General features: G+C 72.1%; 13 protein-coding genes. 9 read left to right on the top strand and 4 right to left on the bottom strand.

Going from position 1 to position 14,580, the window contains the following annotated elements; genetic code table 11:
• The first annotated feature begins 18 nt into the window (after positions 1-18).
• Genes G9U51_RS02145 through G9U51_RS02135 form a run of 3 tightly spaced genes read left to right on the top strand, consistent with a single transcriptional unit; the run spans position 19 to position 4,933 of the window.
• Positions 19-285 carry a WhiB family transcriptional regulator gene (locus G9U51_RS02145; protein ID WP_166192374.1) on the top strand — a complete coding sequence of 89 codons (267 nt, stop codon included), beginning with the start codon at positions 19-21 and terminating at the stop codon, positions 283-285.
• A gap of 47 nt (positions 286-332) precedes the next feature.
• The gene (locus G9U51_RS02140) at positions 333-3,500 is read left to right on the top strand and encodes a glycosyltransferase (RefSeq protein WP_166192371.1); all 3,168 of its coding nucleotides are present in this window, start codon (positions 333-335) and stop codon (positions 3,498-3,500) included.
• Positions 3,497-4,933 (top strand): DUF5719 family protein, encoded by a 1,437-nt coding sequence (locus G9U51_RS02135; protein ID WP_166192368.1) that lies wholly within the window; start codon positions 3,497-3,499, stop codon positions 4,931-4,933. Before G9U51_RS02140 ends, G9U51_RS02135 begins: the two co-directional genes overlap by 4 nt.
• 157 nt (positions 4,934-5,090) lie before the next feature.
• On the opposite strand, the gene G9U51_RS02130 is transcribed toward G9U51_RS02135, so the two are convergent.
• Genes G9U51_RS02130 through G9U51_RS02120 form a run of 3 tightly spaced genes read right to left on the bottom strand, consistent with a single transcriptional unit; the run spans position 5,091 to position 7,982 of the window.
• Positions 5,091-6,791 carry a hypothetical protein gene (locus tag G9U51_RS02130; RefSeq protein ID WP_166192365.1) on the bottom strand — a complete coding sequence of 567 codons (1,701 nt, stop codon included), beginning with the start codon at positions 6,789-6,791 and terminating at the stop codon, positions 5,091-5,093.
• 49 nt (positions 6,792-6,840) lie between these two features.
• Positions 6,841-7,659 (bottom strand): SDR family oxidoreductase, encoded by an 819-nt coding sequence (locus G9U51_RS02125; RefSeq protein ID WP_166192362.1) that lies wholly within the window; start codon positions 7,657-7,659, stop codon positions 6,841-6,843.
• A complete protein-coding gene (locus tag G9U51_RS02120; RefSeq protein ID WP_235945289.1) occupies positions 7,656-7,982 on the bottom strand; it encodes a metallopeptidase family protein in 327 nt (108 codons plus the stop codon). Before G9U51_RS02120 ends, G9U51_RS02125 begins: the two co-directional genes overlap by 4 nt.
• 178 nt (positions 7,983-8,160) lie before the next feature.
• Between G9U51_RS02120 and G9U51_RS02115 the strand changes: the two genes are divergently transcribed.
• The 4 genes from G9U51_RS02115 to G9U51_RS02100 are packed head-to-tail and all read left to right on the top strand — an operon-like array spanning position 8,161 to position 11,390.
• On the top strand, positions 8,161-8,493 hold the full coding sequence (locus tag G9U51_RS02115) for a DUF3499 domain-containing protein (protein WP_166192642.1): 333 nt from the start codon (positions 8,161-8,163) through the stop codon (positions 8,491-8,493).
• A gap of 58 nt (positions 8,494-8,551) precedes the next feature.
• Positions 8,552-10,000: a phosphomannomutase/phosphoglucomutase gene (locus G9U51_RS02110; RefSeq protein WP_166192355.1), complete on the top strand. Its 1,449-nt coding sequence runs from the start codon at positions 8,552-8,554 to the stop codon at positions 9,998-10,000.
• 11 nt (positions 10,001-10,011) lie between these two features.
• On the top strand, positions 10,012-10,206 hold the full coding sequence (locus G9U51_RS02105; RefSeq protein ID WP_166192640.1) for a Trm112 family protein: 195 nt from the start codon (positions 10,012-10,014) through the stop codon (positions 10,204-10,206).
• Positions 10,206-11,390, top strand: coding sequence for an SIS domain-containing protein (locus G9U51_RS02100; protein WP_166192352.1), 1,185 nt, complete (start codon positions 10,206-10,208; stop codon positions 11,388-11,390). Before G9U51_RS02105 ends, G9U51_RS02100 begins: the two co-directional genes overlap by 1 nt.
• Here G9U51_RS02100 and G9U51_RS02095 read toward each other — a convergent pair.
• Entirely contained in the window at positions 11,383-12,444 is a 1,062-nt protein-coding gene (locus G9U51_RS02095) for a DUF2330 domain-containing protein (RefSeq protein ID WP_166192349.1), read from the bottom strand. The genes G9U51_RS02100 and G9U51_RS02095 overlap by 8 nt on opposite strands.
• Positions 12,445-12,496: 52 nt before the next feature.
• Between G9U51_RS02095 and G9U51_RS02090 the strand changes: the two genes are divergently transcribed.
• Positions 12,497-13,306 (top strand): tryptophan 2,3-dioxygenase, encoded by an 810-nt coding sequence (locus G9U51_RS02090; RefSeq protein ID WP_166192638.1) that lies wholly within the window; start codon positions 12,497-12,499, stop codon positions 13,304-13,306.
• Positions 13,299-14,528 carry a kynureninase gene (locus G9U51_RS02085; RefSeq protein WP_166192346.1) on the top strand — a complete coding sequence of 410 codons (1,230 nt, stop codon included), beginning with the start codon at positions 13,299-13,301 and terminating at the stop codon, positions 14,526-14,528. Before G9U51_RS02090 ends, G9U51_RS02085 begins: the two co-directional genes overlap by 8 nt.
• The last annotated feature ends 52 nt before the right edge of the window (positions 14,529-14,580 follow it).

The following is a 14,580-nucleotide window of genomic DNA, read 5'->3' as shown; positions in this document are numbered from 1 at the left end:
CCGCTGTCAGGAGGAAACGTGCAGGAGTTCCAGCTACTCGCAGTGCACGACGAGGACGACGACGGTGCTCTTGGTTGGCAGGAGCGCGCCTTGTGCGCGCAGACCGACCCAGAAGCGTTCTTCCCGGAGAAGGGTGGCTCGACCCGCGAGGCCAAGAAGGTCTGCGTCGGGTGCGAGGTCCAGGCCGAGTGCCTGGAATACGCCCTTGCCAACGACGAACGCTTCGGGATCTGGGGCGGCCTGTCCGAGCGTGAGCGCCGTAAGTTGAAAAAGAGGGCCGTCTGAGCCCTGTAGCGACGGACGGAGCGGCCGTCCGCGCCGGCAGCCTCGAGATGCCCGAGGGCACTGCCACCCGTTTTGCCGTCACGGCCCTGCTCGTCGTCCAACACGGCCGTGACCGCTGGTTGTCGACCACCTTCTCCCAGCTGATCGCGCAGACCCGCCGTCCTGACCGGCTCGTCATCATCGACGCCACCGAGCAGCGGTTGATGCACGGCTACCTCGATGAGCATGACGACATCCGCGCGCATTTCCCGCACGTCTCGGTCGTCACGGTGCCCGCCGGATCCCCCTTCGCCGACCTCGTCGATATCGCCGTCGAGGCGCTCCCGGGCCCCGGTGAGGATGTCGTGGTGCCCCGGCGCACGCGCGAGCGCGCGCACAAGCGCCCGGTCCGGCAGCGCGACCGTTACGAATGGCTGTGGCTGCTGCACGAGGACAGCGCCCCCGACCGCGAAGCACTCGCTCGCCTGGTCACGGTGGTCGAACCCAGCTCCCGGATCGGCATCGCCGGCTGCAAGGTCGTGTCCTTCGCCGATCCCAAACGACTGCTCAACGTCGGCCTCGAGCTCACCCGCACCGGCCGGCATGTCGGCGCGCGCACCGCCGGCGAGCGCGACCAGGGTCAGTACGACCAGCGCACCGATGTCCTCGCGGTGAGCAGCGCCGGCATGCTGATCCGCCGCGATGTCTACGCCGTGCTCGGTGGTTTCGACCCGGCCTTCGACGGTGACGGCGACGGCGTCGACATCTGCTGGCGCGCCCATCTCACCGGCCACCAAGTGGTGGTCGTGCCGGGCGCCCGGGTGCGCCAGGACCTCGCCGACCCTGCCGATCCGGCTGCCCGCGACGCCGACCTGCCGCGCCCGCGCAGTGCCCGCACCCTGCGCCGGCACCGTCAGGTCGCGCTCGCGCGCAGTTCCCTGCTCGGTATGCCGTTCATGGCCGCCTGGATCTTCGTCTGCGGCATCGCGTCCGGGCTGTTGCTGCTGCTCGCTAAACGGCCGCGCCGGGCCGGCGCCGAGTTCGCCCAGGCCTTCGCGCCCTTCGACCTCGGTCGCATCGCCGGTGCCCGGTTCCGGTTCGTCGGCCGGGCCACCGCCCGCCGCCGCCACCTCGGGGCGGTGTTCGTGCCCTGGGAAGGTGCGGTGCGGTCGGCATACGACGCGATCCATGACGCCGTCACCCCTGATCGTGACGGCGATGACCCTGCCGGTGAGGATGTCGAGCCCGGGCCGGTGAGCGAGGAGGTCGAGGAGCTTCGGCCACCGCGGCGCGCCGGATTGATCACCAATCCCGGGCTGTGGGCGGTGCTCGCGCTGGTCGTCGCGGCCGGCTGGCGGTGGCGTGACCTGCTCGGCGGCGGCGCGGTGCAAGGGCGCGCGCAGGGTCTCGGGGGTGGCGAGCTGCGCCCCTTCGCGACCACCGCACAGGCGATGTATCACTCCTGGCGCGACACCTGGAGCGGCCCGGGCCTCGGCGGCCTCGGGCGTCCGGCCGAGTCGCTGATCGCGCTGATGCCGTTCGCCTGGCTGATCGAACAGATCCCCGGTCTGCGGGCGGACACCTCGGGCGCGACCGCGGTGGCCTGGCTGCTCGTGCTGGCGATGCCGCTGTCGGGCTGGACCGCCTATCGCGCCGGCCGGATCGCGACCGCGGCTCGCTGGCCGCGCGCCGTCGCGGCGCTGGCGTGGGCGAGCCTGCCGACCCTCACGACCGGCATCGCGCAGGGCCGGCTCGGCCCGGTGATCGCCCATATCCTGCTGCCGCTGGTCGTCGCGGGCGGCTTCGGTATCGCGAGCCGGCGAGCGACCGCCTCGGTGACCTTCGGCACGACGCTGGCCGCGGGATTGCTCGGTGCTTTCGCGCCAGCGATGCTCCTGCTCGCATTGGTGCCGGCCCTGCTGGTGCTCGGCGCCGGCCCGGGCTGGGCCCGGCTGCGTGCGCTGATCCTGCTCGTCGTGCCGTGGCTGCTGCTCGGGGTGAGCACGCTGTGGCTGACCGACGACTGGCACCGGATCTTCTCCGGCCCCGGTGTGCTGACCGCCGGCTCCGGAGCGCCGGTCGCACCCTGGCAGCTGGCGCTGCTGCACCCTGGCGGCCCCGGGTCCTATCTCGTGCTGGTGTCCGCGCCGGTGCTCCTCGTCGCGGTGCTCGGCCTGCTGCGCGGCGGCACCCCGCGTGCTCACCTCGGCCTGATCGTCTTCGGCCTGATCTCGCTCGCCGCCGCCCTGCTCGCGCCCCGCGTGACGGTCGTGCCCGGCCGCACCGTGTGGACCGGACTGCCGCTCGACGGGTGGGCGCTCGCCCTGCTCGGCTGCGCCTTGCTGGGGTTGCGCGGCGTGCGGGTGCGCACCGGCTGGCAGCGCACCGTCGTCCCGGTGGTGGTCTCGCTCGCCGGGCTCGCGGCGGTCACCGGCGCCGTCTTCGCGGCCGGGTCGTCGCTGTCGCCGCTGCACGCAGCACCCGCGACGATGCCGGCGGTGGCGGCCGAGCAGGCGCGCACGCCGGGAGCGGTCCGCGCGCTCATCCTCCGCGCCGGCTCCGACGGCGCGATCACCTATCGCCTGCAGGGCCGGGAGACCGGGCTGCCGGGCACCGACATCGGCGAACCGCTCTCGGCGGTGCACCCAGCGCTCACCAGCCTGGTCTCGACGATCCTGTCCGGCCAGGGCACCACCGGTGCCCCGGCCCGACTGCACGCGCTCGCCGTCGGCTATGTCGTGCTCGAAGGGCCGCCGTCGGCCACCGCCCCGCTGCGACGCACCCTCGACGCGACCGCCGGACTGGTGCCCACATCCGGCACCACCGGACTCTGGCGCGTCTCGCCCCTGGCCAGCCCCGACGGCCGCACCTCGGTCGCCAGCAGCCGGCTGACCATCAGCGTCGGTGGTGTGCCCACCCGCGAGGTGCCCTCGAGCGTGCAGCACGCTCGCACCCGCACCCAGCTGCCCGCCGGGGCGCCCGGTCGCCGGCTCGTGGTGTCCGAGGGCGCGGGCTGGGCGGGCGCGAATCAGGTGCGGTATGCCGGGCGCACGCTCACCGCCGTGCCGGGTCAACCCTTCCCGACCTATCTGCTGGGTGCCGGCCCGGGAACGCTCGAGATCACCCCGCAGGCCGCGCACCCACGGGTGCGGTGGGCGCAGGGGATCGCGCTGGCCCTGGTGGTGTTCTTCGCCATACCGCTGGGCAACCGGCGCTCGCGACGGAGCCAGTGGTGAGCTTCGGATCCGTGCTCCGCGCAACCGGGGGAGCAGCCGCCGCGGGCGTGCTGGTGCTCGGCGCGACCGGCTGGACCGGTTCGTTCGACCTGGCCGACCCGGCCCGGCCCGCCGCGCAGGCAGCGACGACGTCGATCACCCGACAGGTGGTGTGTCCGGGCCCCGACCGCCCGGGTGCCGAGGGCAGCGAGAACGACCGCCAGACCGTCGAGGTGTCGACCGCGTTGGCTCCGAAAGCCGTTGTGCCCCGAGCGGATTCGGCCGGATCGGTGACGGCGGCGCGGTTGCCGTCAACCGCTGGTGGCTCGCTCACCTCCCAACCACGGGGCAAGGTCTCGCGCGGATCGCTGAGCGGTGGGGGCGGGCTGGGGCTGACGGCGTCGGGTGGACACGCGGTGGGTTTCGCCGCCGTGCAATCCGCGATCGACGACACCGATCGGGCCCGCGGCCTCACTCTCGCGGCGTGCACTGCGACCACCGACGACGCCTGGCTGCCGATCGGTGGTGCTCAGGACGGCCGGGTCGCCCGGCTCGTGCTCACCAACCCCGGGGCCAACCCGGTGACGGTCAGTGCCTCGGTGGTCGGCGCCAAGGGCGTGGCTGCCGACAAGAGCGCCGACGGTGTCGTGGTGGCGCCGGCCGGCCGCACCGTGCTGACCTTCGGCGCCTTCGGCCCCGACCTCGCCGGGGCGATGGTGCACGTGAACGCCACCGGCGGCACGGTGGCGGTCGCGGTGGCCGACCTGTGGATGACCGGCGAGACCACCTCGGGCGAAGCCATGACCGCTCCGACCGCACCGCCGGCGACCTCGCAGGTGATCCCGGCGATCGCTGCCGGGGACGGCCCGACAACCGTGCGCATCGCGGTGCCCGGAGCCGAAGACGCCATCGCACGGGTGCGGGTCATGGACACCGACGGCAATGTCGTGGCCGACGAGGTGCGCACCGTCGCGGCCGGGGCTGCCGGGCAGATCGAGCTCAAGGATGTCCCCCAGGGCAGCTACGTCGCTGAGGTCACCGCGGACGTGCCGGTCGTGGCCGCGGTGCAGACGACGACCGCGCGATCCGGTCGGGCCGACTTCGGCTGGTCGGTGGCCGGCGAGCAGATCACCGCGCTCGCGGGCGGGCCGGTGCCGGCGGAGGTGCCTGCGTCGGTGGTGCTCGCGGCGCCCGGGCGTGGCGGCGCGGTGTTGTTGCACACCGTGGACGCCTCCGGCCGCACAACGACCCGCCCTGTGACGGTCCCCGGTGATCGCGCGACGACGGTGTCGCTGCGGGGTGTGGCCTCGGTGTGGCTGAGCGTCAAGCGCGGCCCGGTGTGGGCCGGTCTGGCCGTCTCCGGCACCGGACCCCGGGGTATGCCGGTGAACGAGGCGCTGACGCTCGCACCGGTGCTCGACCGCCCGACCGTCGCCGACGCCGCGACCGGCTGAGCACTGCCCGCCCGGCGAACAGCTGCACCAGGTTGCGGACCCGGGTGGCTACGCCCGTCAGCGTCCGTGCCGCAGCGCAGGTGTGGTGCCTCCATCTGCGGACCGCAATTGCCGTGGCTGTCGGCGTCCGTGCCCCAGCGCAGCCTCGATGTCGCTCCTACGGCTGGCCTGTGGGCGGCACGCTCAGCCACAGCTGCACCCGCGCTGGGCGCCCGAGCAGGCCGCCGGGCCAGGTCTGGTCCTGCAGCAGGCGCCCCGACGCCGGCGGCGTGCCGAACCATTGCCCGCTGATCTGTTCGCGGATGGTGAGCACGGCGGCGTCTTTGCGGGCGTGGGCGTTCTCGTGCACCTGGTCGTCGGTCGGCAGCGACCAGTACATCTCCTTGGACCAGCGAATGTCGTTCTGCGACAACGCATATCCGATGCTGGCGGACAGCACCAGAACTCCCAGCGGGCCAGGAGCTTCGATCCGTATGCCGCGGTCGGCGAGGCCGTCACGCTGCGCGGCGGCGGTCACGACCGTCGCGGCCTGACGCATCGACTGCTCGGTGCGCGGGTCGATCGGCGCGAGGGGATTCCACCACGGCAGGCTCACGCTGAGCAGCACGGCGACCGCGAGCGCCATACCGAGCACCCAGCGCGGCGGCTCTGATGGACGAGCGCCAGCGGCATGCACGAGCGCGCGCCCGACGGTGGCGATCGCGCAGCACACGGTGAGCGCGACGAGAGGCAGGAAGACCAGGGCGTAGATCAACGGCCGGGTGACCTCGATCCGCGAGATCGTCATCAGGGCGATCACCAGCCCGGCCGCGCTGGTGAGCAGCAGCCGGTCGAGCACGTCGCGGTCACCGGTGAACCACCGGCGCACGGCCAGCGCGGCCGCGCCCACCATGAGCGCGAGCAGCCACCAGCCCAGGGCTGGGACGGTGGGCATCGGCGCATTTCCGGTGATGCCGACGAACCCGCGCAGCACGCCCGGCGACGGCGCCGACATCAGCGCGATCGCCTCGGTGGCGCGGCCCACACCGATCGTGCGCGGGCGCGGGACGGTGAGATAGCGGTACATCTGGGTGAGATTGTTCGGCGAATAGAGCACCGCCTCGGCGGCCACGGGTGCCCAGCACGCGACCGCGATACCGAGCGCCACCCAGGTCCGCCGGGTTGGGCGCGCCGACCGGCCACCGCGCCACCACCGCACCAGCCCGACCGTCACCACGGCCAGGACGGACGCCGCCGCCAGCGGCAGGAACGCCAGGTGAGCCTGCACGACATACGACCAGACGAAGACCAGGTGCGGCAGCCAGCGGGTGCGACCGGCCCACAGCGCGGCCAGGAGGACCACGAGCGTGACGAGCGGGAAGAGCGCGGTGGTGGGATTCCACGGTTGCAGCAGGAACTGCGGGCCGATGACGGCCTCGAGCGCCACAAAGGTCGCGGTCACGACGATCACGCCCGGCAACCGCCATAACCGCCAGGCACAACTCAAGGCGACCCACACGGCATACGCACAGAGCAGCCAGGCGCCGAGCAGGATCCCCCACGGGTGAAAACCGCACAGCGCCAACGGGATTGCCAGCACGTAGAACAGCAACGGCCCGGGATGGTGCACCTGCACTCCGCCCGCGTCCATCGCGCCGGTCGACCGCATGCCGGTCAGGGGTGGGTGCGAGGACCACACCTCCATGGCGCGGACCCCGATGTAGGCATAGTCGCCGCCGGGCCAATAGCCGCGAATTCCCATGAGCAGCAAGGAGATCAGCAGTGGACCGAGCACGACGGCGGCCGCGGCCCACAGCACCCGGTGGTGGCGCATCGAGGCACGCCGAGCCCAGAGAGCACGGGCGTCGAGCGTGGTCACGGGGACCACTATGGCGAAGGAACGGTGGCGCGACGGCGGTTCGCCGGAGTTAGGAGCGGGCCGCCCCGGTCTGAGCGGCAAGCCAGGCGGCATAGGTCCGGCCGCCGCGGCGCGCACCGGGCCCGGGCAGGTTGGAGCCGCGGGCGAAGGCACGCATGATGCCCCCGACCGCCGGCACCTGCAGATGCCGGCGCAGTGGCTCGCCGGTGACATGCGCGGTCAGGACCGCGATCTCGCGAGCGGTGAGCACCTCCGGGCCGGCCAGCTCGATCGGCTCGACCGGCAGGCGATCCTCCAGCGCGACGTCGACGAGCACCCGCGCCACCCAGGCGGTGTCGCACGGCGCGGCCCGCAGCCCCCGGCTGGACACGCTCACACCGTGGCGCGGGCCGAACAGGGTGCGCACCAGCGAGTGGAATTGCGTCGCGCGGACGATGGCATGCGGGGCACCGGAGGCCACCACCTCGGTCTCCGACTGTGCCTTGGTGCGGTAGTAGGGCAAGGGGTTGTCCCAGCAGCCGACGATCGACACGTGCACCAGGCGCACGCCCTGGGCGGCACAGGCGTCGGCGAGCCGGCGCGTGCCGTCAACATCGACCGATTCGCCTGTCGCGCAATGGATCACGGCACCGATGTCGGTCACGGCCTCGGCCAGGCCGACCCCGGTCGTGAGGTCACCGGGTGCCGTCACGACACCCTCGGGCGGCTCGCTGGTGTGCGCGAGCGCGCGCACCGGCACTTGCGAGCGCTGCAGCTCGGCCACGACATCGCGGCCGAGCGTGCCGGCCGCCCCGGTGACCAACACGGGCGGGCGGCCGAGCATCGGCAGCCCGGTGACCAGGGGCGGCGGCACCGAAGCCTGGCTCACAGCTCTCCTCGCAGATCGTCGGGATTGCGACCCAGCAGGCCGGCGACGTTCTCGGCGACGACGGTCTCGATCAGGTCGGCAAGGTCGTCCTGGGAGGTCACCCGGGTCTCGATCGGCCGACGATAGATCACCACCCGCGCCGGGGTGCCACCGACAGCGGGGAACGCGCGACCCAGCGCGACGCGGTCCTCCCACGGTGCCGGGTCGCTCGGCGGGACATCCTCGACCGCCAGCTCGATGTCCGGCCGGCCCTCCAGCCGCCCCTCGACCCGCTCGAAGGAGTCGAGCACCGCCTCGTCGAAAAGCCGTCCGCGGGTCGCCATCGCCGGCACGCGCGGCCACGCCAGCGGTCCTCGCCTGCCACGTCCGTGCCGATCTCGTCCCACCGCACCAGCGTATGCCGGGGTGCTCGCGGCGTCGGGTTGGGCGGTCGGCGTGCCTGCGCGGGAGCGCGGGTTCGGTTGTCCTAGAGTCATGCCCGTGCAGCGACCCAGCGGTGTGATGAAGCGTCAGTGTGCGCGCGCAGGCTGTGCCAGCCCTGCGGTCGCCACCCTCACCTATGTGCACGCGGACAGCACCGCGGTCGTAGGCCCGCTCGCCACCTACGCCGAGCCGCACTCCTACGACCTGTGCGCCCACCACGCCGGGCGCCTCACCGCGCCACGCGGGTGGGACATCGTGCGGTTGCAGGTCGACCTCACCGAGCCGGCGCCGAGCGAGGACGACCTGTTGGCCCTGGCCGATGCGGTGCGCGCCGCCGGACGCCCCGAGCCCGAGCCGGAGCAGGACGTTTTGCCCGGCCTGCCCCGTCTGCAGGTCGTCCGCTCGCACTGAGCCCTTCGCGCGGGCTTGACCCGCGCTCCGGCATACCTGCTGGTTAGGCTCCCGTGCTGTGAGCGCTCCGAGACTGACCGACTTCGTCAAGGCGTATGACGTGCGCGGGCTGGTGCCCGAGCAACTCAGCCCGCAGGTCGCGCGGGTGATCGGCGCGGCTTTCGCCCAGGTCATCGCCACCCCCGAGGGCGCGAGCGCGATCGTCATCGGTCACGACATGCGCCCGTCCTCACCGGAGCTGGCCCGGGCCTTCGCCGAGGGCGCGGTCGCCCACGGGGTGGACGTGACCCTGATCGGCCTGTGCTCGACCGACGGCCTCTACTACGCGAGCGGCGCGCTCGACGTGCCCGGCGCGATGTTCACCGCAAGCCACAATCCCGCGCGCTACAACGGCATCAAGCTGTGCCGGGCCGGGGCTCGCCCGGTCGGTCAGGAGAGCGGCCTGGCCGAGGTGCGCGACCTGGCCCAGTGGCTGCTCGACCGCGGCGACCTGCACCCGAGCATCGCCCCCGGCCGCGTCGGCAGCATCACCGAACGCGACCTGCTCGCCGACTACGCCGCCCACCTGCGCGGGCTGGTCGACCTGTCCGCCGCGCGGCCGCTCAAGGTCGTCGTCGACGCGGGCAACGGGATGGCCGGTCACACCGTGCCCGCAGTCCTCGGCACCGACGGCGGTATGCCGGGGCTGCCGCTGGAGGTCGTGCCGCTGTATTTCGAGTTGGACGGCAATTTCCCCAACCACGAGGCGAATCCGCTCGAGCCGGAGAACCTGCGCGATCTGCAGGCCGCGGTGCTCGAGCACGGCGCTGACCTCGGGCTAGCCTTCGACGGGGACGCCGACCGGTGTTTCGTGGTGGACGAGACGGGCGCGCCGGTGCCACCGTCGGCGGTGACCGCGCTGGTCGCCGAGCGAGAGGTGGCGCGAGCGGTCGCGGACGGCACCGCGGCCGCCGATATCGCGGTCGTGCACAACCTCATCTCCTCCCGGGCGGTGCCGGAGATCATCGCCGCCACCGGTGCCCGGCCGGTGCGCACCCGGGTCGGCCACTCCTACATCAAGCAGGAGATGGCCAGCGAGAACGCCGTCTTCGGTGGCGAGCACTCGGCGCACTACTACTTCCGCGACTTCTGGTTCGCCGACACCGGCATGCTCGCGGCGATGCACGTGCTGGCGGCGCTGGGGGAGCAGCAGCGACCGCTGTCGCAGCTCGTGGCGTCCTACACCCGTTATGTCGCCTCGGGCGAGATCAACTCGCCGGTCGCCGACGTGCCTGCAGCGACCGCGCGGGTCCGCGACTGGGCCACCGGCCAGGGCGGTGTCACCGAGGACGACCTCGACGGGCTGACGCTCACGCACGAGGGCGAGCCGCTGTGGTGGCTCAATCTGCGCGCCAGCAACACCGAACCGCTGCTGCGCCTCAACGTCGAAGCCGCCGACCGTGCCACCATGGAGCGCGTCCGCGACGCGGCGCTCGCCGCCATCCGCACCGAAGGAGAACGACCGTGACGAACAGCCCGATGGAACCCTGGCTGCGCGAGATCCTGCGCTGCCCGGTCGGCCACCACGAACTGGTCGACGCGGTCGGTCCGGACGGGACGCCCGAATTGCAGTGCGCCACCGACTGCGGGGAGCCCGGGTGCCGTCGCGCCTACCGGATCGAGGACGGCATCCCGGTGTTGCTCGCCGACGAGGCGCGCACCGTCACCGGCTGATGCCCTATCTGGACGAGGCCAACCTCGACGACCCGGAGCGGCGCGCCCAGGCCGACAGCCGCGACACGCTGCGCGCCCTCGCGACCGCTGGCGCGCAGGTGCGCGAAGCGATGACCCTCGCGCACGAAAACGGCATTGAGAAGGTCGCCTCCGGCGAACGCCCCCGCTCGGTCGTGGTCGCCGCGGTCGGCCACAGTGCCGTCGTTGCCGAAGTGCTGGAGGCGCTGGCCGATCCGGGCTCGCCGGTGCCGGTCACCGTGCGCCGCAATCTGCCGCTGCCGGGGTGGATCGGCCCGCTCGACCTGGTGATCGCGGTGTCGGTCTCCGGTCGCGCCGAAGGGCCGGTCGCGATTGCGCGCGAGGCGGCGCGCCGAGGGGCTGCGCTGCTCACCGTCTGCGCGGACGATTCCCCGCTCGCCGATCTCACTCGTCGCGCGCGCGGCGTGCACGTGCCGATCGGGCGCGGCCGCACCTCCACGCGCACCGCGCTGTGGTCGCTGCTCACCCCCGTGCTGATGGCCGGGCACGTGCTCGGCCTGGCCGACTGCTCCGACGACGCTCTGGTCGAGGCCGCCGATCGGCTGGACTCCCAAGCCGAGGTATGCCGCCCGTCCTCGGAGTCCTTCGTCAACCCCGCCAAGCTCGCGGCCCTCACCATCGCGGCGACGGTGCCGGTCGTGCTGGGCGACGGGCCGCTCACCGGGGTCGCGGCTGGCCGCGCTGCTGCAGTGCTCGCCGGGACGGCCCGGATGCCGGCGATCCACGGCGAACTGCCCGACGCCGCCTCGCAGGTGGTCGCCTGTTTCGACGGGCCGTTCACCGCCGGGGGTGTGCACGGCGGTGCCGGCGGCCGCTCGGACGACATCTTCGCCGACCCCTTCCTCGATGCACCTGCCCAGCCGAGCCTCGGTCTGGTCATGTTGCGCGACGCTCCACGGCCGCCGTCTCCGACGGGGGAGGACCCGGACGCGCTTACCGACGCCGTGCTCGACACCGCGCGCGATGCGGGCGTGCGTGTCACCGAATTCGTTGCGACACAAGGGCATTCGGTGGCACGTCTGGCGGAGCATCTGGCGATGGTGGACTTCGTCGCGACCTATGTCGCGATCGGCCTCGGCATCGACCCGGCCGTGTCACCGCATGTCGCCGATCTGCGCGATCGCACCCGCCGCAACTTCAGCTAGCTCGCCTGTCCTGGCGACGCCGCCGCCCCTGCACGACGATCGCCGCCACGATCGCGAGCAGAATGGTGCTCATCACCAGCAGCAGCAGTTGGTCCCAGCTCAGCAGGTACTCGTCGTCCCAGATGACCGCCTGGTAGGGCTGGTCAGAGCTCGCGCGAGCGAAGGTGAAGTCGCTAGCGATCTGGGTGGCCGGTGCAGGGAAGAGCTGGCTCAGCGCGGTGAGATAGGGCGCGTCAGCCACCGTGGCCCGCAGCGAGGCGGGGAGGGCTGCTGAGGCCGCGCGGCCGGCATACAGCAATTGCAGATCGCCGCGGCCGGCGGTGCGGTCGGTGCGCTGCATCCGGTGCTGGGAGAACACGTAGGTGCGCACGGCGGTGGCCTGACGCGCGGCGCGGGACATCCGCATCGGGTAGACCAGGCTCGTGCTGCGGAAGGACATCACCACCGGGGGCAGGGTGCCGCGCAACGCCTTGCCCTGCGGGGTCAGTTTCATCGCCACGAAGCTCCAGCCGTCGGCGACATAGCCATCGACCTGGCGCTGCACCTCAGGCCGGATCAGGTAGCCGTGCGACGACAGCCACCGGCGCAGGGCCTGCGGGTCGCCGGCCTTGAGCACCGAGGCCTGGATCGGACCGAGGTCCACGGTGGACAACTCGGTGACACCGCCCGACCGCGCGCCCGCCGCGGCACCCGTGTTGGTGACGGTGCCCGGCTGCTTCTCGCCGACCAGGTGACGACGCACCTTGTGCACCGGCCGGGTGATCCGGTCCAGCGCGGTGAAGACCTGCGGGTCACCGAGCCTGACGGTCGCGGGTGTGGGCGTCGGCACGACCAGGCCGGCCTCGTCGCCGGTCGAGTCGATCGCCAGCTGCATGGTGACGGTCTCGATGCCACCGGCCTGGGTGAGCAGCACGGTCTCGGTGGGCACCTGCGCAACCGCTGAACCGGGGGAGAAGACCGCTCCGCACGCGCACGCGTTGGCCTGCCCTCCGGTGGCGCCCCAGCCGGTGAGTGCGACGAGCACCGCCAGCACCATCCGCAGCGTGACTCGCATGGTTCCTCCCCAGCTACCCTGAGCGATCGTGAGCCAGGACACACCCACGGATATGTCGTACGGCGACTATCTCGATCTCGACACCTTGCTGGACGCCCAGCATCCCCGCGCGGTTCCCCCACAGCACGACGAGTTGCTGTTCATCATCCAGCACCAGACCAGTGAGCTCTGGTTCAAACTCGTGCTGCACGAGCTGCGCTCGGCCCGCGATCTGATCGCCCGTGATGAGTTGCCGCTGGCGCTCAAGCGGTTGGCCCGGGTCAAGCACATCCAGTCCACGCTGGCCGAGCAATGGACGGTGCTGGCCACCCTCACGCCGAGCGAATACGCGCAATTCCGCCGCTTCCTCGCCACCTCCTCGGGCTTCCAGTCGCTGCAATATCGCTGCGTGGAGTTCCTGCTCGGCAACAAGAACGCCGACATGGTGCGCGTCTTCGACGGTCGCCCGGCCCAGCAGGAGCAGCTGGAGGAGTTGCTGCACCAGCCGAGCCTGTGGGATGTCTTCTTGCAGTTGCTGGCCCGCCGTGGTCTGGCCGTCCCGCCGGAGCTGCTCGACCGGGACTGGTCGCAGCCCTATGCCGAGAACGAGCGCCTCGTGGAGGTGCTGGCCGGGGTCTACGCCGACCCCGAAAAGCATTGGGACATCTACGAAACCTGCGAGGAGTTGGTCGACCTGGAGGACAACTTCCAGGTATGGCGGTTCCGTCACCTCAAGACGGTGGAGCGCATCATCGGCTCGGCCAAGGGCACCGGGGGCAGCTCCGGGGTGCCCTTCCTGCGTCGCGCGCTGTCGCTCACCTTCTTCCCCGAGCTGTATGCCGTGCGTGGCCGGATCGCGGAGGGAACGATCGGGCATGACTGACGAATTCTTCTCTCGCGCAATGCAATTGGACGCCGCTGATCCGCTGGCCGGTTATCTCGAGGAGTTCGTGCCACCCGCCGACGACTCGGTGGTGGCCTATCTCGACGGCAACTCGCTCGGCCGCCCGCTGAAGTCGGCGCAGGCGGCTTTGGCCGATCTCGTCACCGGCGCCTGGGGCACCGGGCTGATCCGCAGCTGGACCGACGGCGAGGACCCGTGGATGAACTGGCCCGAGCGCATCGGCGACCTGATCGGGCGGGGCTGTCTCGGTGCCGCGCCGGGCCAGACCGTGGTGGCCGACTCGACCACCGTGATGCTCTACAAGCTCGCGCGGGCGGGTGTGGCGGCTCGTCCCGGCCGCGACGAGATCGTCCTCGATCGTGACAACTTCCCGACCGATCGCTATGTGCTGGAAGGGATTGCGGCCGAGCGAGGGCTGCGGCTGGTGTGGATCGACAGCGGTGTCGAGGACGGCGTGACCCCCGATCAGGTCGCTGCGGTGGTGGGCGAGCGGACCGCGCTGGTCGTGCTGAGCCACGTCGCCTATCGCTCCGGCTGGCTCGCCGACGCTGAGGCGATCACCCGCATTGCGCACGACGCGGGCGCACTGATCCTGTGGGATCTGTGCCATTCGGTCGGGTCGGTGCCGATCGCGCTGGACGCCTGGTGCGTCGACCTCGCGGTCGGCTGCACCTACAAATACCTCAACGGTGGTCCGGGCGCACCGGCCTTCGGCTACATCCGCGCCGCCCTGCAGGCCGAGATCCGTCAGCCGATCCAGGGCTGGATGGGCCGGGCCGAACCCTTCGAGATGGCCCAGGGCTATGTCCCGGCGGGCGGCATCCGGTCGCTCGTCAGCGGCACGCCGCCGGTGATCGGCATGGTCCCGGTCCGTGCTGGTGCGGAAGTGGTCGAGCGAGCCGGCATCGAGGCGATCCGGGAGAAGTCGATCGCGTTGACCTCCTTGGCGATTGAGCTGTCCGACGACGTGCTCGCACCGCTCGGCGTGCGGGTCGCCTCGCCACGCGACCCGCACCGCCGAGGCGGCCACGTCACCATCGCGCGAGCAGACTTCCGAAGCGTCAACGAGCGGCTCTGGCGCGAAGGCGTGATTCCCGACTTCCGCGCGCCGGACGGCATACGGCTGGGGTTGTCGCCCCTGTCCACGCGGTATGCCGATGTGGTCACCGCGATCGACCGCCTCGCCGGTCTCTTGCGCTGACCCGCTATCGGTGGTCCCTCGCGTGAGGCGGCCACGGTCGGCGCCTGGCCCG

This window comes from Metallococcus carri (assembly GCF_011440275.1).
GTDB classification, from domain to species: Bacteria; Actinomycetota; Actinomycetes; order Actinomycetales; family Dermatophilaceae; genus Metallococcus; species Metallococcus carri.
The sequence above is the reverse complement of the archived record's forward strand: the minus strand, read 5'-3'. Positions and strand labels throughout refer to the sequence as shown.

What these genes read in the sequence shown, in the direction of transcription:
- G9U51_RS02140 (WP_166192371.1), top strand. Translation starts at nt 333, where the DNA reads ATGCCCGAGGGCACTGCCACCCGTTTTGCCGTCACGGCCCTGCTCGTC.
- G9U51_RS02120 (WP_235945289.1), bottom strand. Translation starts at nt 7,982, where the DNA reads ATGGCGACCCGCGGACGGCTTTTCGACGAGGCGGTGCTCGACTCCTTC.
- G9U51_RS02085 (WP_166192346.1), top strand. Translation starts at nt 13,299, where the DNA reads ATGACTGACGAATTCTTCTCTCGCGCAATGCAATTGGACGCCGCTGAT.
- G9U51_RS02100 (WP_166192352.1), top strand. Translation starts at nt 10,206, where the DNA reads ATGCCCTATCTGGACGAGGCCAACCTCGACGACCCGGAGCGGCGCGCC.
- G9U51_RS02105 (WP_166192640.1), top strand. Translation starts at nt 10,012, where the DNA reads ATGGAACCCTGGCTGCGCGAGATCCTGCGCTGCCCGGTCGGCCACCAC.
- G9U51_RS02115 (WP_166192642.1), top strand. Translation starts at nt 8,161, where the DNA reads ATGAAGCGTCAGTGTGCGCGCGCAGGCTGTGCCAGCCCTGCGGTCGCC.
- G9U51_RS02095 (WP_166192349.1), bottom strand. Translation starts at nt 12,444, where the DNA reads ATGCGAGTCACGCTGCGGATGGTGCTGGCGGTGCTCGTCGCACTCACC.
- G9U51_RS02090 (WP_166192638.1), top strand. Translation starts at nt 12,497, where the DNA reads ATGTCGTACGGCGACTATCTCGATCTCGACACCTTGCTGGACGCCCAG.